We start from the raw sequence: 23,213 nt of genomic DNA on the forward strand, positions 1-23,213 counted from the left end.
AAAACCCTTAATATGTATATTTACTACACATGAAATAAGCGCTCACCAGTAAGCGATACAAATTCCTGTGGTTGAGTCAATAATTGAACAGCTGGTTGAGCTGGATATTCTGTTTTGGTTGTACTTGCAATATCAAACTGACTTTCCAATTCATCTTCTATACTAAAAAATAGTTTTTTAAATCCAGAACTTAAACTATTCATAAAGATTGTATTAGTAATATAATAAGGTGCACGCTTGCCATGATATTCCACTGCAGGCCCGATCTGTCTGAATGGAATACCAACAAATTTTAAGCTACGGGCTAATCTCGGCTCCATCATTACAAAACAATGCTCCATCCCCTGATGTTGTGACAGAGCTGCAGCAGATAAATACAGTCCAATAGCAATAAATGGAAAACACCTTAATTCATCTTCAGAGTAAACTTGTTCATTAATTACTCCTGTCGCAGAGCCTTTAAACTTGTCTGTGTTACGACGTCTAAAATGAGCAGGAATCGCTAGCCTAGATATTTCAAAAATTTGATCTCGTGGAAAATCACTCGGATGAACTTCGTCTTTAGAGATAGAGTTAATACAAAAAGCTTCGATAGGTAATTTTTTTTGGGCGTTAGGTGAGTAAACAAGCCTAACCGTCCCTGCAAAACTCTGAGTGGGTTTATGTTCTATAGCGCAATGTAATGAATGGCTATCAAACCCATCCGTTTCTAGCCCACTTGTATGTTTCTCCAAAAACGATAATTCATCACAATAAACATTATGACGAATTTTAAAAACTTCATTTTGCATTTCTTGAGTATAGGCCAACCGAGGTATTAAAAATTGCGAAAAATGTGTCGCTATACTGTCTACCTCTCTGTTAACAAAATATTTCATCGCTTTTTTTATTATTGGCCCGATTATCGGCTTTTCTGCATATTTTCTTAACGATTTCATTTCTCTCACCAAACGAGTATCTAAAAAATTATACTTATTATCACTTATTTAGCACAAATCTATACTTTCAGACAACATAAAAGTATCTAATTATAGCTAACATCAACTGGAACTATTACTTTTTTAGGAATTATAGATAAAGCCGTTAAATATCCCGCTTTAAATAAAGCTTCTTTTTGCTCAACAGTTAAAGAAAAATCAACAGGTGAAATATCACCTGTATCTACAACTATAGTACTGTGCCAATGTTGCGCCTGCACGTACTCTCTTGATACTGCAGTCATAAAAGTTTTTACTAACATCAATATATAGTTTTTTAGCGGAAATAAAGAAACTTGATCAGGATTTCTTTTTTGCGGTTTACTTTTTAGTCTAAAACATACCGTTGGGGTCCCATCTCCAGCCCAATCATTAAACAATGCATCCTCAGACAATATTGCACCATCAGTTAAAATATGATTTTGATATTTTTGAAAGCTAAACATTAAAGGAATTGACATTGAGAAGCGAACTGCTTTGGATACTTTTAGATTTGGTGTCGCTTTTTTATTAAAAATAACCGGCCCGCCGCCATTCACATCTGTTGCCAATATACTTAAATCATGCGGTAAATCAGCAAAAGTTTTGCAGTTAAGCTGCTTATCCATCCAAAACTCAAATTTATCACCAGAACTCAGCCCCCCATCTTTAAATAGCCGAATTAAACTATACCCTCTAAACTTTTTAAAATCCGTTTCCAAAGCAAGTTGTTTAATTTCATTAATACTCATTCCTGAACAATATAAGGCAGATATAATACTGCCACCTGATACACCCACAATACTTGAAAAGTCTATTTTTAACTCATCAAGAGCCTGTAATATCCCAATATGAGCAGGTAGACGAGTCCCTCCACCGGAAAATACAGGAACGATTTTAATTCTTTTATTTTTATTATTTATTCCATTCATCAGAATTCCCAAGTAAAGATAGGTATGATTTAATCATTATCCAAGTAATCCCTAAATATTCATAACAAGCTCTTTGACTAGCTTTTAAAGCATCTGGATTGGGAATAAACCCAAACCAAGAATTTTGTTCTCCACCTCTTGTTAAATATTCAATCGGAACAGGAGTTATAGCAATCCCATATTCTTCAAATAAACGAACCACCCGTATAAAATGACTTGCCGAGCTAATCACTAAATTAGCACTTCCTTGAATATGTTGTTTTAAAGCAAGTACCTCTTCCTCTGTATCTTTTGGACCATTTATGATTACTACTCTAGCGCTATCGACCCCTAACTGAGTTAATAACTTTAATGAAAACTCTGGATGACTTACATTCCCCTCCTCATCATTAGTTTTCCCACTTAAAAGAATATTTGCTTTTGGGTAAACTAGAGATAACCTCACGGCTTCTACTAGCCGATATAAACTACAAGGGTAAATATTGGATATATCAGGGACTTCATCATCAAAACTATTATAGCAGCCCAAAACCACAATATTATCAATATGATTAAATTGATCTTGGTATTTGGGGTAAGCTGTTTCTAAGGGTCGTAATAAATAAAAAGACGTAACTGGTAAGCTTGCGATAGTGAAAAGAAATAAACTAGATATAAAAAAGGACTTGGCTAACCACAACTTGTTTTTATGCTTCAAACTCATGCAAAAAACACCAGCTAATAGCAGACAAAATATAATAGGTAATGGCGAGAGAATAACTCCTAGTATTTTTTTTAATGTGAAAAAGGCTTCCATTTATTTTTATTTTTCCACTACCATGTACCAATCAAATTATTGTAAGGAAAGCAATATGATAAAACTAGTGCTTATATGCTTTTTATATTTAGTTCCTTTTTACAGTTTAGCCAATTTAGTAGATACTATACAGTCGATCAAGCCTGCTATTGTAGGCATTGGTACATATAACGCATTAAACTCACCCAGAGCTCAGCTAAAAGGAACTGGATTTATAATTCATCATAATTTAATCGTTACAAATTACCATGTGGTCAGTGACCCTTTAAATGAAATAGAGAAAGAGCGCCGAGTTATTTTTTTAGGGCAGGGAAATCAGCCTAAGGTCATAAATTTTACAATAGCTGCAACAGATCCTACTCATGATTTAGCAATTTTAAAAATTGAAGTGAGTTTAACTCCTCAGATAAAGCCATTAAATTTATCAACAAAAGCACATAAAGAAGGAACTGAAATTGCCTTTACAGGATATCCTCTAGGTGCAGTCCTTGGGCTTTACCCAGTAACACATCGAGGAATTATCTCAGCGGTAACCCCTGTGGTTACTCCAGCCGAGAATAGCAGCCAATTAAGTATTGCAGCTTTATCTCGCTTAAAAAACCCTTTTCTAACCTATCAGCTAGATGCGACTGCTTATCCAGGTAATAGTGGAAGTCCTGTATATTTACAGGAAACTGGCGAAGTAATTGCTATTCTTAACAAAGTATTTGTCAAAGAGTCTAAAGAGTCTGCACTCACAGATCCTAGTGGGATTACCTATGCCATCCCTGTTGAATACTTAAATAGTTTACTCAAAACCCTTTAAGGTAACTGTTCATCATTAATAGTACTTTTTTTATCAAAGCTTTCAGCGATTCGCATATATGCTTTTCTACATAAATGTGGGATTAATAATCTCAAGGGCATTCGTAACAAATGCCCTCTCCAATATAAAACCAATTTAGCAAGGCTGACTTTAAAGGACTTCAAATGAGCGACATCCGGTTTAAAAACATTAATAAATACTAGATCAAATACATAAAGATGCTTTGGGGCAGCAAAACTTAATTGCTCTAAACCATAGCATGCTAGCCTGTTATTCATAATTAAATAAGTATATCTGAATGCATAATATACATAATTTGAAACATTCAACTTAATAGCTCGTTCTATAATGCGATTAACTATATCTCTATCCAATGCCTCAAGCTCTAACAACAAGCTATCTAAATCGACAATATCTCTTAACCCATTATTAAATTCACTTTCGGTAAAAAGGTGCACTGCACTATGAATAAACATATCTTCATAGGCAAGCGTTTTCACTCGCCCAACTTGTTCAATATCAATAGATATAAAATTAAATTCGTTAGCGCTAAAGTGCCGCTGGTTTGTTTTTGGTAAGATGTTATGATGAACATCTAATACTGTTTGTCTATCTTTATGATGTAATGGCGGGATCTCATGCATCCACTCCCTATAATATTTATCATCATAATCTTCTATCTGTCCCCGTAACCACCCGGCAACTCTTAATCTCAACTCAATAGCGCCGAGTTCATCTTTGTTAACTAATATATCAATATCAGAAAAACGTCGACCAAACGAAAAGTCGAAATTATGAGCAATATATGCACTCCCTTTAAGTAAAGCATACTGCCCATCAAATGAATTTAAGGCTATGTTCAATTCCTTAAATTCCCTAATCGCCTGTTGTCTTTGTTGTGCTGATTGTTTTTTATATGATTCGAAGTGCCACTCTATTTTAGAAGGAATATTAATATTTTCTTTTTCGATCAAAAAAGCTAAGCGTCCAAATAAATTAGATTTTTTTGCTTCTAAAAAAACAGTTCGCCATTCCTTTAATGAGATATGGTTTAATTTCTTAGGATCCTGTAAAAATCGGATTAAAATACTCATTTCAATTAAACCAGCTCACTTAGGGCGTCATTCGCCTGTATAAAGTCACTATATTCTAATGTATAAGCTTTCACATTTCGTAAATAGTAGCTGACAAGTTCAAACGCTTCTTTTCCTAAAATGTGATAATTAAAACTTTGTTCAATAATACTCGAAAAAGCCTGCTCTACAGAACAAGCCTTTAACCTGACAGGACTATTTTCGACATACTTCGGAAAAACAAAGCATGCTAAGGGATTCTCAATGTTGACCTGCTTAACGCTGTCCAAAGGTGGCTTTAACAAGGCCACAGTCCCCTTATGTGTATCATGGACCACTTCACTAAAAACAGCATTAGGAATGTAATTTCTGATGATATCAATTGAATCATTTTTTAAATTAATAGGCCTAGCAAGCGGATATAACAATTTATTTTTAAGAGAAAATAAAGCCAACTCATCTGAAAATAATCGCCAGCCATTATAACTCAAAGCCGCAGATAAAGTGCTTTTACCTGCACCAGATTGAGCAGGGAGTACTATGACTTTATTATTTTTTTCAATAGCTGCCGCATGCATAATAAAAAAGTGATGAGCATTAGAAGCAATGCACCAATTCATCCCCCACTCTAGCATTGGATAGGCATGGTTAAGCGGTAGAGGTTTAAACGGCTTAAATTCATCGACAATAAAATCGACTTGTGGCCTTAACCAACGCCGTATATTAGGGGGCTGAGTTATATTAATATCGAAGTCAATAAAATCTGCATCAGCAACGGGAACAAAGTCTTTATATAGCCGCTCAAGCTCTGTTTTTACCTTAATGATTTGAGAATTGATTTTAAAATTGAAAGGACCAAGCGCAAAAGTTCTAGAAAACAAATATAAAATCCTTTTAACTTTTTAAACTTGTGAAATCATACCCAGTTCAATAGCAAAAGCCAACTGTTGTTCAACTTTTGGCTGATCTTGCTGTTGTTCAAAACAGTCCAGTTCAATTAAAACTAAAGCAGCATCTTGTTGAGTGAGTTTTTTATTTAGTAATAAAGATAATGGAGGAGAAACCAAATGCGTTTCTCCTGAAAATTGATTATAAAGCGCAGTAATATTTTTTACAGGCTCAGCTAAAATATTGTCAGCAATAATAAATTTCATTCTATTCTATTTTCGGCAATGATTTAGCATCTTTCAACACTAAAGCTTACAAGCTGGCATCAAGCTCAAATTCACTAGCACTAACAATATAAGAAAGCGATAAAGGGTAGTAAAAATCAGCTTCAACTTTTTTACACCACTCCCACGTGTTAACCGAATCATCAGCAGTATAAGCCACTAAAATAGCCCATAGAGTTGCATTCATCGCAGCATTTACTCTTTGACGCCAATCACCAGGAGACGCTTTATCTTTATCAATATGGGCTTTAAGATCACTACCTGATAAGTTTAAAAAATCCTTTACTTTCATGTTGTGTGCAGAGCTTTTTAAGCCATAGGTGACTAAGTCAGTAGTATTAACTGATACCAATAAAACGGAACCATTGCGATCTAAATTATTTGTAAATATTTCTGCAATGGTTACCGAGTCCCATTGATAATAACTACCGGCATTAAAAATTGGACCTACTTTACGACTTTGTCCATTTCCTTTCCATGTACCATGGCTATAGCCCGTCACAGAACCACAGACTTCTGGTGCCTTTTGCGATGAAGTGTTATTTGATAAGTTACCAGAACAGCTACAGTTTGTAGCCCAAGCCGATTTACTACTAATTGTTGTAATAAGAGCCGTTCCAACTACCCCTTTTTTTAAAAAGCTGCGGCGTGGATTGTATTGAGCTTGTTCCGGTTTTTTTTCAACAGATCTATTAAACATCATTCTGCTTCCTTAATTTAGGCAAAGCTACTACTTATAAATGTAGCTGGTTAACCAATAAAATATTATTCCAAAACAGATGCAAAAAATATTCCATCCTTCTACAACACTAATAAATAGTGATTTTTTTTACTAACTCGAAATAACAATTTTTATATTGTAAAAAAATTGGACACTAGACTTATTTTATTAAATCAATAAAAATCAACAATAGCATCTAATAATACTCTGGCATGATATTTATGCAAACTATAATATGGCTTGGTGACGCAACTGCATTTTTTGCTTATGCCGCTTTATTTTTCATCGCAGCTATCGCGCACTCCAAAAACTTAACCCATAGGTTACTGTCGTTATTTGGGCTAGCTGGTTGCTTCTGGGCTAGTGTTCATTTAGCAGTTAAATTGGAATACCTTTCTACCAGTTGGTTAAACTGGGCTGAAAGTATCCGTATCATTTGCTCTAGTTTGTTATTATATAGTTTATTAAATCAACAGGTACAGTACCTCAAAACATTACTATCACATCCTCTTGTTATTGGGATAATACTTCTGTCCTTTATTTTACCGGTTTTATCTTCCTTACTTATTTTAGAAGCGTCTTGGTTTTTTATCGGTTATTTAACCTTAACAATAGCTTTATTAATTTTATTAGAAATATTATATCGACAAGCGAAGTCTGCATTATGGGGTTTAAAACCTTTAATTTTAGCTTTGGGTGCTTTATTAACTTACGATTTTATTGTTTTTGCAGATGCTAGTTTATTAAGTGCTATTAATCCTGATATGTGGATTGCTAGAGGTTATTTACATACCTGTTTGGTTCCTCTTTTATTATGGTCAATAAAACGTAGTAAAACACTCGGAATCAATATTTATGTCTCTAGGGAAATGGTATTTCAAAGTAGCTTACTATTTGCTGCGGGGATTTACATCAGTATTATGGCTGTTACTGGGTTTTATATTAAAAGTATAGAATCTCAATGGTCAGGCATGATCCAAACTGTATTTATTGTTTTAGCTTTTGTGGTGTTATTCGCTTTATTTATTTCCGAGAGTATTAAGCGTAACTTCAAAGTGTTTTTGGAAAAAAACTTTTATGCAAACCGCTTTGACTATCGAGTTCAATGGCTAAAACTGACTAACCTTTTAAATACACCACTAACTGATAACCAAGATTTTTACCAGCGTAGCTTAGAAGTATTTATTAATTCAATTGACTATGATTCTGGAGCGCTTTACAAATTTAAAAATAGAAAACTTGAATTAACAGCTGAACTTGGCGAAAAATACATGAATGATTTAGGCCAATGTCATTGTGAAAATTTACTCTATAGCCTTTTACCATACATTCAGCAAAAGCATTGGATTATAGATTTAAAACATTATCAACATCATAAAAATCGTTACCCTGAACTACACCTTGAGAGTGCAGAAGTAGAAAGCTGCCCCTTTCATGTCGTGATCCCGATTTATCAGCAAGGCAATTTATGGGGCCTAGTTTGCTTGAATAACTCAACTGGCGAGTATCTAAGTTTTAATTGGGAAATACGTGATTATATGACAGTTGTAACAAATCAAGTTGGTCATTATATATCCCAACATGAGGCTAATAAAATCATTACCGAAAATGCTCAGTTTGCTGCATTTAGCCGAATGTCCGCTTTTGTAATTCACGATTTAAAAAATGTACTTGCTCAAATTGATATGATTTTAGCGAATGCTCAAAAACATAAAAATAACCCAGAGTTTATTGACGATACATTTGAAACACTAGGCTACACTAAACAACGAATGGAAAAAATGCTCAGTCAGTTGATGAATAAAACAGCTGATGAAAATAAAACACAGCAAAGTATTAGTCTAAATCAGCTTATTGAGCAAGTAATCAGTAATCAATGCCAGAATATGCTGCCGGCACCTCAATTCATCTCAAAATCACCAATTGAAATTAACTTAGATACTGAAAAATTTTCTAATGTGTTATACCATTTAATAGATAATGCTCAGCAAGCTACAGCCGACAGCGGACGAGTCACAATAATAGTTGACCAACAGCCAACGTTAGCCGTAATAAAAATTGAAGATACAGGCTGTGGTATGAGCGCTGAGTTTATCAAAGACAAACTTTTCAAACCTTTTGAAACAACTAAAGGCAATGCCGGAATGGGTATTGGTGCTTACGATGCTAAATTATACATAGAGCAACTTGGCGGTAGGCTAATAGTGAATTCAATTGTTGGACAAGGCACGGAGTTTATAATTGAATTACCGCTTACGGATAATTAAAGCTCACAAATAAATATAAAGTAGCAAATTTAAGGATAAACTAAATGGCAAAACTCCTCGTTGTAGATGACGATAAAGGCATTCAAAAACAACTAAAATGGGGCCTGTCAGACTATGAGATCATTTTTGCAGATGACAAACAAAGTGCAATAGCACAACTAAGACGATTTGAACCACAAGTCGTTACCTTAGATTTAGGCTTACCACCCGATCCAGCTAATGCTTCTGAAGGTCTTGCCGCTTTAAAAGAAATTTTAACACTAGCTCCCAATACTAAAGTGATTGTTATTACAGGTAATACAGATAAAGAGCATGCGTTAAAGTCGGTTGAGCTGGGCGCTTACGATTTTTACCAAAAGCCAATTGATGTTGAAACCTTAAATACAATTATTCACCGCGCATTTAATTTAGTTGGTTTAGAAGAAGAAAACCGCAGGCTAGCAAAAGTGAATCCGGCATTAGGCGCGATTATAGGTAACAGCGACAGTATTTTAGCTGCGACTAAACGTGCTGAAAAAATTGCAAAAACCGAAATCACGACTCTTTTATTAGGTGAAAGCGGAACAGGTAAAGAGGTATTTGCCCGTAGTATTCATAATCATAGTGATAGAGCTGATAAACCTTTTATTGCAATAAACTGTGCATCTATTCCTGAAAATTTATTAGAAAGTGAATTATTTGGTTATGAAAAAGGCGCATTTACTGGCGCAGCCAAAACCACCAAAGGTAAAATAGAAGTAGCTCAAGGTGGCACCCTATTCTTGGATGAAATTGGTGATATGCCATTGCCATTACAGGCTAAAATGCTCAGATTTTTACAAGAAAGAGTGATTGAAAGGGTTGGCGGCCGTCAAGAAATTCCGGTCGATATTCGGGTTATTTGTGCCACCCACAGAAACTTACAACAAATGTCTGTTGAACAAACTTTCAGAGAAGATTTATTTTACCGGGTTTCAGAATTAATTATTACCATTCCACCACTACGTGATCGTGGCAACGATGTATTGCTACTCGCCAAATCTTTTTTAGCTAGTTATAACGAGCAATTTAATAAATCAATTAAAGGCTTTAGTGATGACGCCAAAGAAGCCATGCTAGCTCATAAATGGTCGGGTAATATTCGTGAGCTACAAAATAAGCTCAAATCAGCCGTTGTAATGGCTGACACAGCTTTTATTACATCTGACGATTTAGGTTTATTTGCACCAAATAGCCCTAAATTAAGTGATACCGGCTCACTCAATTTACGTGAAGTCAGAGAAAAAGCAGAGTCAACTGCGATCAGGCAAGCTTATAATTTAGCTGAACAAAATATGTCGAGAACGGCTGAATTGTTGGGTGTGACCAGACCCACTCTATATGCGATGATAGAAAAATATCAGTTAGAAGATATAAAACCTGCAAATTAATTTGCAGGTTTTATAAACGTTAAATAATCTGAACTGCGTATAAGAAATGTTGAAGCAAATTCCTCAACAACTGGATTTAAAACACTAAACCTAGCTTATTTTACGTTCCAACGAGGGTTGTTTAGGTTAAATATATTGATGCTGCTTTAAATAAGCTAAAACAGTTTCAGCACACTCTTCAATATTCAGTTCAGCTGTTTTAACCACAATTTCAGGGTTTTCCGGCGCTTCGTATGGCGAATCGATGCCAGTAAAATGTTTAATTTCTCCCTGACGGGCTTTTTTGTATAAGCCTTTTGGATCACGCTGCTCACACACCTCAATTGGCGTATCAATAAATACTTCAACAAACTCAGCATCACCAACTAAAGCTTTTACCATAGCTCGGTCTGCTCTAAATGGTGAAATAAAAGCTGTTAATACCAATAAACCAGAATCAATAAATAATTTACTGATTTCACCAATCCGGCGAATATTTTCAATTCGGTCTTCATCAGTAAAAGTTAAATCTTTATTGATTCCGTGGCGAATATTATCACCGTCTAATAAATATGAATGGCAACCTGCCTCATACAACTTGCTCTCAACCGCATTCGCCACCGTAGACTTGCCTGAGCCACTTAATCCGGTAAACCATAAAATACAAGGGCGCTGATTTTTTTGTTCTGCGCGCTGAGCTTTAGTTACTTGGGTTGGATGCCAGACAATATTTTCGTTTTTCATTTTTTAATACCTTAAAAAGGGAAAAAGTACGGGATCAGTAACGCCGTAACTATGATATAACTAAACGATACAGGTAATCCAAAACGAATAAAATCGCTAAACTTATAACCACCTGTATTAAATACTAATAAATTGGTTTGATAACCATACGGGCTTAAAAAGCTCGCACTTGCGCCGACCGCTACCGCCATCACAAAAGTAAGTGATGAAACCCCAAAACTTTCAGCTAAGCCCATTGCAAGCGGGAACATGAGTGCAGCAGCAGCATTATTGGTGACTAGCTCGGTTAACAATACGGTTGCTAATAAAATGCCAATAAAAGCAAACCAGACAGATTTATCACTTAATAGTGAATGTAAACCAGCCGCTAAACTATCGCTTAAACCAGATTGCATCATCGCCTCTGCCAAGGTAAGTGCTGCGGTAATAATCAACCATAAATCAAAAGGAAACAGATGTTTAAGCTCGGTTGTTTTAATTACCCGCCCCGCTAAGCAGGCGGCAATAAAAAATAATAAGCCTTCAAGCAAACTAACAATACCGGCAATTGCCAGCCCCATCACGAGAGCAAATCCGACTAATACCAGATTATTAATTAAAAATGGCAGTGGCTGCTCAACTGTCATATCTGAGATCAGAAAAAAGTGTTTATCCAGATTTTTTCGGCTTTTAAAATCACGACCGGCTGCCAATAATAAGTTATCGCCTTCTTTTAACTGAACTTCACCTAATTTTCCCGGCACTTGTAAACCATTACGTTTTAAACCAACAACAGCGGCGTCAAACATAGCGCGGAATCCGGCTGACTTTAAGGTTTTACCAATTAAACTTGAGTGGCTGGCAATCACAACTTCAATCAAGTTGTCGCTCATTAACCCCGTGTGCTCTGCAAATAATTTAACACCGGGCAATGTTTGTAGCTCTTCAATGTGGCTAATATCACCACTGAATACTAATCTGTCATCGGCTTCAATAATATGAGTTGGCCTCACAGGGCTAATCGATTGCCCACGGCGAATAATTTCAACTAAAAAGAAGCTGTTTAAATTTCTCAGCTGGTTATCACTGACAGTTTTGCCAACCAAGGGCGAGTCGGGTTTAATTTTTACATCAACAAAATACTTTTTTTCATCCAGAGTAATTGGAATATTGGGCAGACGATTTTTATTTAATAACATGGCCAATAAACCAAATATCACTAAACAAATGCCCACCGGAAAAAACTCAAAAAATCCAAGCGATGGATTACCTGAGTCCATCCAAAAACTGTTTACCACCATATTGGTTGACGTACCCACCAAAGTGGTGGTGCCACCCAAAATAGCAGCATAGCTAAGCGGTAATAATAATTTGGAAGCAGCTATTTTATTCTGTTTTTTAATGGGCCGGATTAAAGCGGCAACCACAGCTGTATTATTTAAAAATGAAGATGCAAAAGCCGATAAGCCCGTTAATTTGATTAAAGAGCGGGTTTCATTAGCTTCTAACGCATTGCGGGCAAACAGTTTTAATAACGAGGTGCGCTCTAAAGCTCTGGAAGCCAGCATAAGTGCAATTAAAGTGACAACGCCCGGATTTATCGCTTTATTAAGAGAGGTTTCAATACTCACAAGCTGGGCTGCAATTAAAGCCAGTAATGCAGCACTGAATATATGCGACGCGCGCCAGCGAGAAAACACTAGCGCGGCAATAGTCGCAACAAAAATGGCCGCTACCGCGGCCTGTTGTATCAACATATAGCTCTTAGTCTGAAATTATTTTTTCATTAACTGTGCTAAATCAATCGCTTGCCAATGTGGAAAATGCTTGCGAACTAATTGATTTAACTCAATTTCAAATTCAGAGAATTGCTTTTCAGATGCTGAAGTTTCGATAGATTTCATCACCATACCGGCACCAACCGTTACGTTAGTCATACGGTCGATGACAATAAAGCTACCTAAACCAGGGTTATCGTCATAACGTTCAGCAACTAATGGCGCATTAAACTGAACATCACACACCCCGATTTCGTTTAACGCTAACTCTTTAGCTTCTTCGTGCGCTAGGGTATTCACATTAATGCGAAAATCAATTTCAGATACCTGACCACTGGTGGTTTTGGTGCCTAATTTAAAGTCATATAATTTGCCCGGTTGCATCGCATCTTCAGCCATCCAAACTACATGAGCTTGAACTGCTTGGGTAACAGATGGCAAATTATCACTGGCAACAATCACATCACCACGGCTAATGTCGATTTCATCTTCCAGCGTTAAAGTAACGGCCATAGGTGCAAATGCTTCATCGATTTCACCGTCAAAAGTATCGATTGATTTAACTTTTGAAGTTTTACCAGATGGCATAGCTGTGATGGCATCACCTTTACGCACAACACCAGATGCAATTGTACCGGCAAAACCACGATAGTTTAGGTTAGGACGGTTAACATACTGTACTGGCATGCGGAAGTCAGAGAAGTTTCTGTCTGCAACAATTTGTACACCTTCTAATAATTCCATTAAAGTTTCACCTTTAAACCAAGGTGCACTTTCGCTGCGGGTTACTACGTTATCACCTTTTAAAGCCGACATAGGTACAAAGCGAATATCAGGAATATTTAACTCTTGAGCAAAGTTTAAGTAGTCTTCTTTAATTTTGTTATAAACGTCTTCGCTGTAATCAACTAAATCCATTTTGTTTACAGCAACCACAACGTGTTTAATGCCCAATAAAGAAACAATAAAACTATGGCGTTTAGTTTGTGTTTTCACTCCTGAACGCGCATCAATCAAAATAATCGCTAAATCACAGGTTGAAGCACCAGTTGCCATGTTACGTGTGTATTGTTCATGTCCTGGGGTATCTGCAATAATAAATTTGCGCTTTGACGTTGAGAAATAACGATAAGCAACATCAATTGTAATCCCTTGCTCACGCTCTGACTGTAAACCGTCAACTAATAACGCTAAATCAACTTCATCGCCTGTTGTACCCGACTTTTTACTGTCTTGAGTAATAGCTGCCAGTTGATCTTCATAAATCATTTTTGAGTCATGTAATAAACGACCAATTAAGGTACTTTTACCGTCGTCTACACTACCGCACGTTAAAAAACGAAGTAATTCTTTGTTTTCGTGCTCTTTAAGATACGCCAGTATATCTTTCTCAATCAGCTCAGATTGATGTGACATAAGAAATCCTCTTAAACTGTAAATTGCTGATCAAATTCAGCAAAAAATCTTTGTAATTCGTTATCAGCAAGCTGGTTAATTCCTGCTGCCGCTTTTCGGCCACCGCCGGTTTCAAATTTCATGCAAAGCTCATCTGCGCCACTGGCTCTTTGTTTAGGTGCCCGAACAGATACCAGATATCCTGAATCTGATAACTCGGTTAATACTGCATGAGCCAATTCTGGTGCCTGATTAGCAAGATCATTACCCCAAACGCCAGACACTCGTCTTGCCCATGGCTGATTTGGTAATAAAAAAACTTTGCCAGCCTGACTTTGGTGAATTAATTTTGCGTTTTGAGCTTTATCCATATCAGCCTGATAATTGGCAATAAGCTGCTGATAAATTTTAGCTTGTTGCTCAATCAGAGTTAATGGATCAGCAAACGCCACCAGCAAACGAAATAGTTCAGCCGGATGAATATGTAAATCCTGCTCATTTGCACCATAGCCGTTATAGTTAATTGCTATGCCTAATAACTTTAATTGCTCAGTTTGGGTTTGAGTTAACCCAACAGACTCAGCTAAAGCTTGTGCAACTTGAATCAGATTATCGCCAAATGCAGCGGTAATAGCCCAATTTACATACTTACCATTTAAATAATGGTTAATCAGCAAAGCCGTACAGGTGTCAGCACTAGTGTCAATTAAAGCGGTTAAGTTTTCATGTTGCGGAATATCACCGGCAAAATGATGATCGCAATAAAATACATTGGCACCTTTGGCTAAAGCTGTTTCTAACTCAGCTTTATTTTTATCCATCGAGATATCTAATACAGTGATTTGATCACCTGTTTCAACTGTCAATTTCTTTAACAGTTTAATATCTCGTTTTACACCTGTTACCAATTCAGTTTGCTTAGGTTCAGCCAATCTGAGCTGAATCAATGCGCAAATACCATCGGCATCGCCATTAAATAAGTCAAACTGTCGAGCGCTTAATTGCATTGCTTAATCCTTTAAAATCAAAGTTTAGAAATAACCTTCGATTTTCTTTTTCTCCATTGAACCCGATGAATCGCTGTCAATCACTCGACCCTGACGCTCAGAAGTAGTCGCCAGTAACATTTCCTGAATAATCTCTGGCAGTGTTGCAGCTTCTGAATTAATAGCACCAGTTAGCGGATAACAGCCTAATGTTCTGAAACGAACCATTTCCATCTTAGGTTTTTCACCCGGCTCTAATGGCATACGTTCATCGTCAACCATGATCTTAACGCCGTCACGCTCAACAACCGGACGCTCTTTAGCATAATAAAGCGGAACTAATTCGATGTTTTCTAGGTAGATATACTGCCAAATATCTAATTCAGTCCAGTTTGATAATGGGAATACACGAATGCTTTCACCTTTATCAATTTTACTGTTGTATAAGTTCCAAAGTTCAGGACGTTGGTTTTTAGGATCCCATCTGTGGTTTTTATCGCGGAACGAATAAACACGCTCTTTAGCACGTGATTTTTCTTCGTCACGACGTGCACCACCAAAAGCGGCATCAAAACCATATTTATTTAAAGCTTGCTTTAAACCTTGGGTTTTCATGATGTCGGTATGTTTTGAACTACCGTGCGTAAACGGGCTGATGTTCATCGCTAAACCTTCCGGGTTTTGATGGACTAATAAATCAAATCCGTATTCTTTAGCTAAACGATCACGAAACTCAATCATCTCACGGAATTTCCACGTTGTATCCACGTGCAATAAAGGAAATGGTAATTTCGCAGGGTAAAAAGCTTTACGCGCTAAATGTAATAAAACAGATGAATCTTTACCAATTGAGTACAGCATAACTGGGTTATCAAACTCAGCTACAACCTCACGGATAATATGAATTGATTCAGCTTCAAGCTGTTTTAAGTGAGTTAATCTATGTTCTAACATGGTACTCGCTTCTATAAATCAGAGTTTATCGGTGAATATATGCTTAGAATAAAGCATTCTAACTATATTCCATAATCAAAATCGTTATTTGATATGTTAATTTTGTAGATTCTCGCTATTTTCTGCCAATGCTCGTTCAATTAAAACTTCTAATTGAGAAAATTTGATTGGTTTTTCTAAGTATGCATAAATACCTGCAGCCCTTGCTGTAACTTCATTTACATTTGCACTATAGCCCGTACATAAAATTACAGGCAGGTTAATTCCTTTGGCAAATAGTTTTTTTGCTAGCTCCAATCCACTTAAATTAGGCATAGTCTGATCGGTAATAATCAGATCAACTTTATCTTTAGTATTAGCTAAGTATTGATAAGCTTGCTCACTATCACATAAGAATTGGGCCTGATAACCTTTCAATGTCAGTTTTTTTGCAATTAGTTTCGCGATAGCTTCTTCATCATCAATAATAAAAATATTTGACTGTGAATGGACAACCTCAGGGTAGTCCTTTGAAAAACTGCTATCATTTGTTTTCACAACATATTTAAGTGGCTTAAAAGGTAAAAATAATTCAAAACAACTCCCCTTCATTGGCTCTGATTCAACTTGAATATGCCCGCCTAATTGATGCACTATCCCATGCACAATCGAAAGCCCCATTCCAGTTCCTTCACCTAAACCTTTCGAAGTAAAGTAAGGGTCAAATATTTTTTTCAAATTATCAGCAGAAATCCCTTTACCATTGTCACTGACTTTAATACGTAGATAGTCTTGAATCGCATTTTCATGACATGATGAACAAGTTACAATTTGCTGGTTAACTATTTCTGATTCTACTTTAATCCAGCCTTTATCAGAAACAGCATCTTTAGCATTGATAGCCAAATTAATTAATAATTGTTGGAATTGGACAGGATCTACCGTCAGTAAGGCATCCGCTTTATTAATAAAAATCATATCAATAGAAGAAGGAATTAGAGGCCGGATAATAGCTTTAGTTTCTGACATCAATTTTTCAGCTGAAATATCTTTAAGCCTTTGAGTATCTTTACGACTAAATACCATCATTTGTTTAATTAAATCTCTAGCTCGTTCACCTGATTGGATAATTTGCTCTAAATAAGGTGGTACACGATCTGCTCTTCCCATATCTATTGTATCTGATACCAACTCAGCATAACCTAAAATAGAAGCAAGAATATTATTAAAATCATGAGCTATCCCACCGGTTAATTGACCAATAGCTTCCATTTTTTGAGCATGGCGCAGCTGAGATTCTAATACCGTTTTTTCATGTTCTGCTTGCTTAATTTGAGATATATCGGAAATCGTACCAGATAAATAAACAAATTTATCCGCCTCTTTAATAGCCTGCCCACGAGCCCTTAGCCAAACCTCTGTTTGATCTAAACGAACAGCTCTAAATTCAAGATCAAAAGGATCTCCATAAACCAAATGGGCTTGAACTAAGTTGATAAAACGATCTACATCACTTTTGTGGATAGCATTATCCCATTTGTGATTATCTTGCTTAGCTAATAACTGAGCATGTTCTTTTTCATAACCTAAAATTTCCCAGTATCTTGCATTCCAATGTAAATGATTGTGCACCATATCCCAGTCAAATGTCGCATCAGATGTACCCTCAATGACTCTTCTAAACCTTTGCTCACTGGCTTTTAATTTATTTTCAAATTCAATCTGATCAGAAATATCTCTAAATAAATAAACAAAACCAACCACCTCACCATTCTGTACAATTGAACTAACTCGGCAGTCAACAGGTAAGCGACTTCCATCTTGGCAAGCAAACCAAGCTTTTGCAGTACCTGAAATTTGTTTTATTTTGCTATTTGAAGCATTTTCAGTCTCAAATAGTAAGCTTTGAATTGGTGTTTGCTTGAGCTCTTGTTCACTATAACCAAGCATATTTAAACTTGCTTGGTTATATAAAGTTACATAACCTGCCAAATCAACGCTAATAATACCATCATGAGCACTTTGAATAATTAAGTCTCGATATTCTTTTTCTTTCTCTATCGCAGCTTTTTGTTGTAACTTTTGACTGGTTATATCAGAAATCAATACTAAAATAGTTTGATTTTCATCTAATACTTGCGGAAAAAACTTCACTGATAAGTACTTTTTTTCGCCATCATCCATTTCATAATAAAATTCCATCTCCTCATTTTGATGGTATTTTTTTATTTTATTTAGTAAAACAAAAAATTCATCTTTTGTTGAAGAAGGCAATTTACTAAATAATGAAGCTGGAGAATTAACTTCATCGGGAAATAAAGCGTAGATAAATTCAAAACCACTATGCCAAATTAATTTCTGTTCATATAGCGTAAGCTCTATACACGCAACTTGAGATAAATCTTGTACATGCAATAGACGGGTCCGGTGACGTAAAATATTTAGCTGCTTAGCTTTGAGCTTATTTTTACTTACCGTAATAACTAACAAGAGAGCAAGCATCACAGCAACAGCAAAAAAAACAATAATAGCAATACCTGATTGTATTTTTTCTAAAGATTCATTAATGCTTGCTTTGGGTGTGCTTAAAACAACGCCGTAATGAAATTTATTATTCCATTGCCGAGCAAACATTTTATCTTTAATTTCAAATATTTTTTCGGGATTGCCTGTAGCATCGACTAAATTACGGTGAATCACACTAGTCGTCAAAGTATCAAATTCAAGAGAAAGGATTTCCTGATTATACTTATCAAATAAAACGACATTACTATCTGCTGATAATCTTGCATTTTTTAGAATATTCAAAAATCTAGGTTTTACATTCAAACTAAGCGTTAAAACTGCAATGATTTTACCTTGTTCAATCAAAGGCACACCAAAATAACTTGAAACAGAGTAATCGAATTCCGTATGCTGCGCTTGAACTGGTTTAGAAGTAACGATTAAACCACCTGCGAATCCTTGTTGCATTTGATGTAACCAATCATCAAAACCAGGATGATTGAATAAGTAATCATCTTTAGTTCCTTCAGCAGACCAAATTAATTCTCCATCCGGTGAAAATAAATAAGAATTTTGATAGCTAGGGTCAGCTAAAACACCATTTTCAATCAAAAAAGCAAAATAATGCATTTCAGATATGCTGACATTGACCGAGTTTTTTTCTTGAGTATTCGCAACTTGCTTTTTAGCAAATTCAAATACAAGAGGGTGGCTTGTCCAAATACCTAATTCTTGAATTTCCTGTTGGATTAAATCCTGAATTTGTGAATCAACCAATCCAGCTTGAGCTAACATTAATTGTTGTTTTTCTTGTCTGAAATAATCAGTTAGATGAGATTGAACTAAATAAGAAAATCCGAGTAAACAAGTTACTCCTATTAAAAAACAAAGAAAAAACCAGCGTCCTACTGTATTCATGAATATAATACCGTTATTGTTATGATTGTATTTAACAAAGGCCTAGAAAGAAAAATGTCGACTTTATCCCCTGCAAGCCAACTCATATTAAAGCATTTATCCGAGAAAATAGACAAGCAAACATTAATTATTGACCCATTAGAAGCGCAAGACTTAGCCCACCCAGATTTTTTATCCTGTGAGGTTTGGAGTTTTAGAGATCTACAATTACCAAATACAATGTTTATTTGGCCCGAAAAGCCAAACGGGCAATATCATCAGGCAATTGTATTTTTCCCTAAAGCTAAAGAAAAAGCTAAATGGTTACTGAGCCAGTTAGCAGAAATCTTGCCACCTGAAGCAAATATTTATTTAGTAGGCGAAAATAAAGGTGGAATTAAAACTTGCCAGAAAGTGTTAGCAGATCAGCTTATCAATATTCACAAGCAAGCATCCGGCAAACATTGCCTTTTATATAGTGCTCAGCCCAACCCAAATGCAACCAAGCCAGCTGGTTTTAACTTCCATCAATACACAATTGAGCAAAAGTCAGTAAACATTGCTAATTTACCTGGCGTTTTCAGTTTTGGTGAGTTAGATAAAGGGACTGAGCTATTGCTTTCTCATCTTCCAGCTGAAATTAATGGCCGAGTATTAGATTTTGCATGTGGCTGTGGTGTTATTGGTGCTTTCATCGCTAAACATTATCCAAATACTCTTCTCAGCTTTTCAGATATTGATGCGTTAGCGATTGACTCTACCCGAGAAACACTTAAACAAAACCAATTAACTGGTGAGTTACATTTATCAAATGGTTTAAAAAAAATTTCATCTAAATATAAATATATTTTTACCAATCCCCCCTTTCACACCGGGTTAAAAATAGACTACTATATCTCTGAGGCCTTTATAAAGGAATGTGGTCAGCAATTGGAGTCCGGTGGTAAGTTGTATCTGGTTGCCAACCGTTTTTTGAAGTACCCTCAAATTTTACAAAACCATTTTGATTTGGTAGAAGTGATAGCTGAGGACAATAAATTTAAGCTTTATTGTGCTTACAATCGTTAACCTAAACTAGGGCCGGAACAAGCTTATGTTTCAAGGCTTTGTGTTAACTGACTGTTGTTTGTTAGCTACACTTTTTAATGGTGTAGTTACAAAGTGAGTTCATAAGCAGTGATGGTCATTACAACTATTTCAAGGCATGACTATGGCAGGGATTTTATCTATGATCTTAGCGGGCGGGGCTGGCACTCGTTTATTCCCGTTAACTGAAACCCGTACTAAACCCGCAGTACCGTTTGCTGGTCAATATCGACTGATTGACTTTGTATTAAATAACTTTGTTAACTCTGATTTGTTAAAAATCTATGTTTTAACTCAGTTTAAATCTCAGTCTCTTAATATCCACCTAAGACAAGCATGGCATTTTTCTGGATTAACTGACCATTTCATCGACCCTATCCCTGCGCAAATGAGAATGGGCAAAAGATGGTATGAAGGAACTGCAGATGCTATCTATCAAAATTTACGTTTAATTGAAATTCATGATCCGGATCAGGTTGTGATTTTTGGTAGCGATCATATTTATAAAATGAACGTGCGTCAGATGACTAATTATCATGACCAACTAAAAGCTGATTTAACTGTTGCAGCGATTCGTGTGCCAATTGAAGAAGCTCATCAGTTTGGTGTAATGGAAATTGACGAAAACGGTAAGCTAATCGGCTTTGAAGAAAAGCCAGCTAATCCAAAATCTTTACCGGGTAATCCTGATGTTGCACTTATTTCCATGGGTAATTATGTTTTTAACCCCAAAGTGCTTTATCAAGCATTAAGAGAAGATGCTAAAGATCCTAATTCATCACACGATTTTGGCAAAAACATCATTCCTAAATTAATGGAAAAGGGCAACGTTTATGTATATGACTTTGCTAATAACCAAATTCCGGGTGAAAGAGGCGACCCATTCTACTGGCGGGATGTAGGTACTATTGATTCATACTGGCAGGCTTCAATGGACTTTTTAGACGCGGACAGCGCTTTGGATTTATATAATCCTAAATGGCCAATGCGGACTTTCCATCCTACTCTACCTGCGGCTCAAGTGTATAGCTGCCCAAATGCTGAGCCAAATAAAATCTCAGATAGTTCAATTGCATCAGGCTGTGTTATTCAAGGGGCTTGCGTTGAAAAATCAGTGCTTGGTTTTGAGGTGTTAGTAGAGCCAAACACCACTATCACCGAAAGTGTGATTATGGGTAATAATAGCATTGGTGAAGGATGTAAATTACACCGTGTTATTTTAGATAAGAATGTATCACTCGCTCCCGGTACACAAATCGGGGTTAATCACGAAGAAGATGAAAAACGGGGTTTTACCATTTCTAAAGGCGGTATAGTGACTGTGCCTAAAGGTACACGCGTAGGATTTAACGACTAAAGAATGAATATATTATTTGTATCCTCTGAGGTTGAAGACCTCGCGAAGACAGGGGGCTTGGCAGATGTTGCCAAAGCCCTGCCCATATCATTTAAATCAGTTGGACATGATGTAAGAATTGTAACCCCTTTTTATAAGGTCAGTACAAATGTCGAGAATGCAGTTACTGTTTTAAATAATGTAGAGCTACATGCTGGTGATTCTATTTATCATTACAATGTAAAACAGATAGAGTTAAACGGTGTTATTGTTTATTTAGTTGATTATCCTGATTATTTTTCTCGGAAAGGGATTTATAGTGATGGCTATCACGCTTATGATGATAACGGTGAACGTTATGCTTTTTTCAGCATGGCGGCTTTGCACTTAGCTCAATTGCTAGAATTTAAAGTAGATATCATCCACTGTAATGACTGGCATACTGGTTTAATCCCATTTTATTTAACTAAACATTGGTCAGATAATCCATATTTGTCGAATGCTAAAACCGTTTTGAATGTGCACAATGGCGCATTTCAAGGGGTTTTCTCGCTAGATTCAGTGCCATTTTTATATAAAAGTGGGGTGAATTATGACGATATTCATCACGGCAATGTCAATTACCTAAAAATGGGTGTGAGATACGCAACTAAAATTGTAGCGGTTAGCCCCAGTTATGCACAAGAACTCCAAACCGATCTTGGCTCTCACCACATGGGCGATTTGTTTAGAAGCCGGTCTTCAGATTTAGTCGGTATTATCAACGGCTGTGATTATACTCAGTGGAATCCACAAACAGATAAAATGATCCCGTCTAATTACAGCGCAGAGGATATGAATGGTAAAGCATTCTGTAAAGCTAATCTCCAGCAATACAGTCACTTACCGGTTAATGGCGATATTCCACTGATTGGTATGGTATGCCGAATTACCGATCAAAAAGGCTTTAGCTATCTCATCCCGATTATTGAAAATATTTTGCACCATAATGTGCAACTTGTTTTAGTTGGAACCGGTGATCCTGAGTTAGTAAGCCAAATTCAGGCCATTAGTGAACGCCATCGCAGCAAGTTTTATTTTATGAATGACTTTAGTTTAAGTTTTTCACACTTGGTCACTGCTGGTAGCGATTTCTTTTTAATGCCATCTTTATTTGAACCTTGCGGTTTAAATCAAATGTATTCATTAGCTTACGGTACTTTACCTATTGTTCGAGCTGTCGGTGGTTTAAAAGATACGGTCATCGACCTTGAAGCCGATCCAATTAATGCCAATGGTTTTGTATTTAACCGGCCAGATAGTGAAGAATTATTAAATTGTATTCGTAAAGCATTACTGTTTTATCACGAATATCCGCAAACTTTTGATATTGTCAGGAAAAAAGCCTTAAAAACGCATTTTAACTGGCATGATTCAGCAATGAAATACGAAGCGCTATATCGCTCTATTATTTGATAAATTTCA

19 protein-coding genes are annotated in these 23,213 nt (G+C 36.2%); 6 read left to right on the plus strand and 13 right to left on the minus strand.

Annotated features, from left to right (window positions below):
- Positions 1-23: 23 nt before the first annotated feature.
- The 3 genes from N7931_RS07945 to N7931_RS07955 form a co-directional block, all read right to left on the minus strand.
- Positions 24-938, minus strand: a complete 915-nt coding sequence (locus N7931_RS07945) for a PEP-CTERM/exosortase system-associated acyltransferase (RefSeq protein ID WP_262793228.1) — start codon at positions 936-938, stop codon at positions 24-26.
- Positions 939-1,024: 86 nt separating this feature from the next.
- Positions 1,025-1,888, minus strand: a complete 864-nt coding sequence (locus N7931_RS07950) for a patatin-like phospholipase family protein (RefSeq protein ID WP_262793229.1) — start codon at positions 1,886-1,888, stop codon at positions 1,025-1,027.
- A complete protein-coding gene (locus tag N7931_RS07955; RefSeq protein ID WP_262793230.1) occupies positions 1,872-2,591 on the minus strand; it encodes an ElyC/SanA/YdcF family protein in 720 nt (239 codons plus the stop codon). Before N7931_RS07955 ends, N7931_RS07950 begins: the two co-directional genes overlap by 17 nt.
- On the opposite strand from N7931_RS07955, the gene N7931_RS07960 reads away from it, so the two are divergent.
- Complete coding sequence (locus N7931_RS07960; RefSeq protein WP_262793232.1) at positions 2,590-3,489, plus strand: serine protease; 900 nt, start codon at positions 2,590-2,592, stop codon at positions 3,487-3,489. The genes N7931_RS07955 and N7931_RS07960 overlap by 2 nt on opposite strands.
- On the opposite strand, the gene N7931_RS07965 is transcribed toward N7931_RS07960, so the two are convergent.
- From N7931_RS07965 to N7931_RS07980, 4 genes are read right to left on the minus strand one after another with little or no spacing between them, the layout of a single operon-like run.
- Entirely contained in the window at positions 3,486-4,583 is a 1,098-nt protein-coding gene (locus N7931_RS07965) for a nucleotidyltransferase family protein (protein WP_262793233.1), read from the minus strand. The two genes, N7931_RS07960 and N7931_RS07965, sit on opposite strands and share 4 nt — an antisense overlap.
- Before the next feature lie 5 nt (positions 4,584-4,588).
- Positions 4,589-5,443 carry an HprK-related kinase A gene (locus tag N7931_RS07970; RefSeq protein WP_262793234.1) on the minus strand — a complete coding sequence of 285 codons (855 nt, stop codon included), beginning with the start codon at positions 5,441-5,443 and terminating at the stop codon, positions 4,589-4,591.
- Positions 5,444-5,464: 21 nt separating this feature from the next.
- Positions 5,465-5,716 (minus strand): hypothetical protein, encoded by a 252-nt coding sequence (locus N7931_RS07975; protein WP_262793236.1) that lies wholly within the window; start codon positions 5,714-5,716, stop codon positions 5,465-5,467.
- A gap of 46 nt (positions 5,717-5,762) precedes the next feature.
- Positions 5,763-6,437, minus strand: coding sequence for a hypothetical protein (locus N7931_RS07980; RefSeq protein ID WP_262793237.1), 675 nt, complete (start codon positions 6,435-6,437; stop codon positions 5,763-5,765).
- 239 nt (positions 6,438-6,676) lie between these two features.
- On the opposite strand from N7931_RS07980, the gene prsK reads away from it, so the two are divergent.
- Complete coding sequence (gene prsK / locus N7931_RS07985; RefSeq protein ID WP_262793239.1) at positions 6,677-8,722, plus strand: XrtA/PEP-CTERM system histidine kinase PrsK; 2,046 nt, start codon at positions 6,677-6,679, stop codon at positions 8,720-8,722.
- A 44-nt stretch (positions 8,723-8,766) separates the two neighbouring features.
- Positions 8,767-10,131, plus strand: a complete 1,365-nt coding sequence (prsR, locus tag N7931_RS07990) for a PEP-CTERM-box response regulator transcription factor (protein ID WP_262793240.1) — start codon at positions 8,767-8,769, stop codon at positions 10,129-10,131.
- Positions 10,132-10,257: 126 nt separating this feature from the next.
- On the opposite strand, the gene cysC is transcribed toward prsR, so the two are convergent.
- The 6 genes from cysC to N7931_RS08020 form a co-directional block, all read right to left on the minus strand.
- Positions 10,258-10,854, minus strand: a complete 597-nt coding sequence (gene cysC / locus N7931_RS07995; protein WP_262793242.1) for an adenylyl-sulfate kinase — start codon at positions 10,852-10,854, stop codon at positions 10,258-10,260.
- 11 nt (positions 10,855-10,865) lie between these two features.
- Positions 10,866-12,590 carry an SLC13 family permease gene (locus N7931_RS08000; protein ID WP_262793243.1) on the minus strand — a complete coding sequence of 575 codons (1,725 nt, stop codon included), beginning with the start codon at positions 12,588-12,590 and terminating at the stop codon, positions 10,866-10,868.
- Positions 12,591-12,608: 18 nt separating this feature from the next.
- Positions 12,609-14,027: a sulfate adenylyltransferase subunit CysN gene (gene cysN, locus N7931_RS08005; RefSeq protein ID WP_262793244.1), complete on the minus strand. Its 1,419-nt coding sequence runs from the start codon at positions 14,025-14,027 to the stop codon at positions 12,609-12,611.
- 11 nt (positions 14,028-14,038) lie between these two features.
- Positions 14,039-15,013 carry a DHH family phosphoesterase gene (locus N7931_RS08010; protein ID WP_262793245.1) on the minus strand — a complete coding sequence of 325 codons (975 nt, stop codon included), beginning with the start codon at positions 15,011-15,013 and terminating at the stop codon, positions 14,039-14,041.
- Between the two features lie 24 nt (positions 15,014-15,037).
- Positions 15,038-15,946: a sulfate adenylyltransferase subunit CysD gene (gene cysD / locus N7931_RS08015; protein ID WP_262793246.1), complete on the minus strand. Its 909-nt coding sequence runs from the start codon at positions 15,944-15,946 to the stop codon at positions 15,038-15,040.
- A 96-nt stretch (positions 15,947-16,042) separates the two neighbouring features.
- A complete protein-coding gene (locus tag N7931_RS08020) occupies positions 16,043-19,348 on the minus strand; it encodes a PAS domain S-box protein (RefSeq protein WP_262793247.1) in 3,306 nt (1,101 codons plus the stop codon).
- A 54-nt stretch (positions 19,349-19,402) separates the two neighbouring features.
- Between N7931_RS08020 and N7931_RS08025 the strand changes: the two genes are divergently transcribed.
- The 3 genes from N7931_RS08025 to glgA all read left to right on the plus strand — a co-directional run bounded on the left by N7931_RS08025 (position 19,403) and on the right by glgA (position 23,204).
- Positions 19,403-20,395 carry a methyltransferase gene (locus N7931_RS08025; RefSeq protein WP_262793249.1) on the plus strand — a complete coding sequence of 331 codons (993 nt, stop codon included), beginning with the start codon at positions 19,403-19,405 and terminating at the stop codon, positions 20,393-20,395.
- Between the two features lie 142 nt (positions 20,396-20,537).
- Positions 20,538-21,770, plus strand: a complete 1,233-nt coding sequence (glgC, locus tag N7931_RS08030; RefSeq protein WP_262793251.1) for a glucose-1-phosphate adenylyltransferase — start codon at positions 20,538-20,540, stop codon at positions 21,768-21,770.
- Positions 21,771-21,773: 3 nt separating this feature from the next.
- Positions 21,774-23,204, plus strand: coding sequence for a glycogen synthase GlgA (glgA, locus tag N7931_RS08035; protein ID WP_262793253.1), 1,431 nt, complete (start codon positions 21,774-21,776; stop codon positions 23,202-23,204).
- The last annotated feature ends 9 nt before the right edge of the window (positions 23,205-23,213 follow it).

The organism is Catenovulum sp. 2E275, assembly GCF_025515275.1.
GTDB lineage: Bacteria > Pseudomonadota > Gammaproteobacteria > Enterobacterales > Alteromonadaceae > Catenovulum.

What these genes read in the sequence shown, in the direction of transcription:
- N7931_RS07945 (WP_262793228.1), bottom strand. Translation starts at nt 938, where the DNA reads ATGAAATCGTTAAGAAAATATGCAGAAAAGCCGATAATCGGGCCAATA.
- N7931_RS07950 (WP_262793229.1), bottom strand. Translation starts at nt 1,888, where the DNA reads ATGAATGGAATAAATAATAAAAATAAAAGAATTAAAATCGTTCCTGTA.
- N7931_RS07960 (WP_262793232.1), top strand. Translation starts at nt 2,590, where the DNA reads ATGCAAAAAACACCAGCTAATAGCAGACAAAATATAATAGGTAATGGC.
- N7931_RS07955 (WP_262793230.1), bottom strand. Translation starts at nt 2,591, where the DNA reads ATGAGTTTGAAGCATAAAAACAAGTTGTGGTTAGCCAAGTCCTTTTTT.
- N7931_RS07965 (WP_262793233.1), bottom strand. Translation starts at nt 4,583, where the DNA reads ATGAGTATTTTAATCCGATTTTTACAGGATCCTAAGAAATTAAACCAT.
- N7931_RS07975 (WP_262793236.1), bottom strand. Translation starts at nt 5,716, where the DNA reads ATGAAATTTATTATTGCTGACAATATTTTAGCTGAGCCTGTAAAAAAT.
- N7931_RS07980 (WP_262793237.1), bottom strand. Translation starts at nt 6,437, where the DNA reads ATGATGTTTAATAGATCTGTTGAAAAAAAACCGGAACAAGCTCAATAC.
- prsK (WP_262793239.1), top strand. Translation starts at nt 6,677, where the DNA reads ATGCAAACTATAATATGGCTTGGTGACGCAACTGCATTTTTTGCTTAT.
- prsR (WP_262793240.1), top strand. Translation starts at nt 8,767, where the DNA reads ATGGCAAAACTCCTCGTTGTAGATGACGATAAAGGCATTCAAAAACAA.
- cysC (WP_262793242.1), bottom strand. Translation starts at nt 10,854, where the DNA reads ATGAAAAACGAAAATATTGTCTGGCATCCAACCCAAGTAACTAAAGCT.
- N7931_RS08000 (WP_262793243.1), bottom strand. Translation starts at nt 12,590, where the DNA reads ATGTTGATACAACAGGCCGCGGTAGCGGCCATTTTTGTTGCGACTATT.
- cysN (WP_262793244.1), bottom strand. Translation starts at nt 14,027, where the DNA reads ATGTCACATCAATCTGAGCTGATTGAGAAAGATATACTGGCGTATCTT.
- N7931_RS08010 (WP_262793245.1), bottom strand. Translation starts at nt 15,013, where the DNA reads ATGCAATTAAGCGCTCGACAGTTTGACTTATTTAATGGCGATGCCGAT.
- cysD (WP_262793246.1), bottom strand. Translation starts at nt 15,946, where the DNA reads ATGTTAGAACATAGATTAACTCACTTAAAACAGCTTGAAGCTGAATCA.
- N7931_RS08020 (WP_262793247.1), bottom strand. Translation starts at nt 19,348, where the DNA reads ATGAATACAGTAGGACGCTGGTTTTTTCTTTGTTTTTTAATAGGAGTA.
- N7931_RS08025 (WP_262793249.1), top strand. Translation starts at nt 19,403, where the DNA reads ATGTCGACTTTATCCCCTGCAAGCCAACTCATATTAAAGCATTTATCC.
- glgC (WP_262793251.1), top strand. Translation starts at nt 20,538, where the DNA reads ATGGCAGGGATTTTATCTATGATCTTAGCGGGCGGGGCTGGCACTCGT.
- glgA (WP_262793253.1), top strand. Translation starts at nt 21,774, where the DNA reads ATGAATATATTATTTGTATCCTCTGAGGTTGAAGACCTCGCGAAGACA.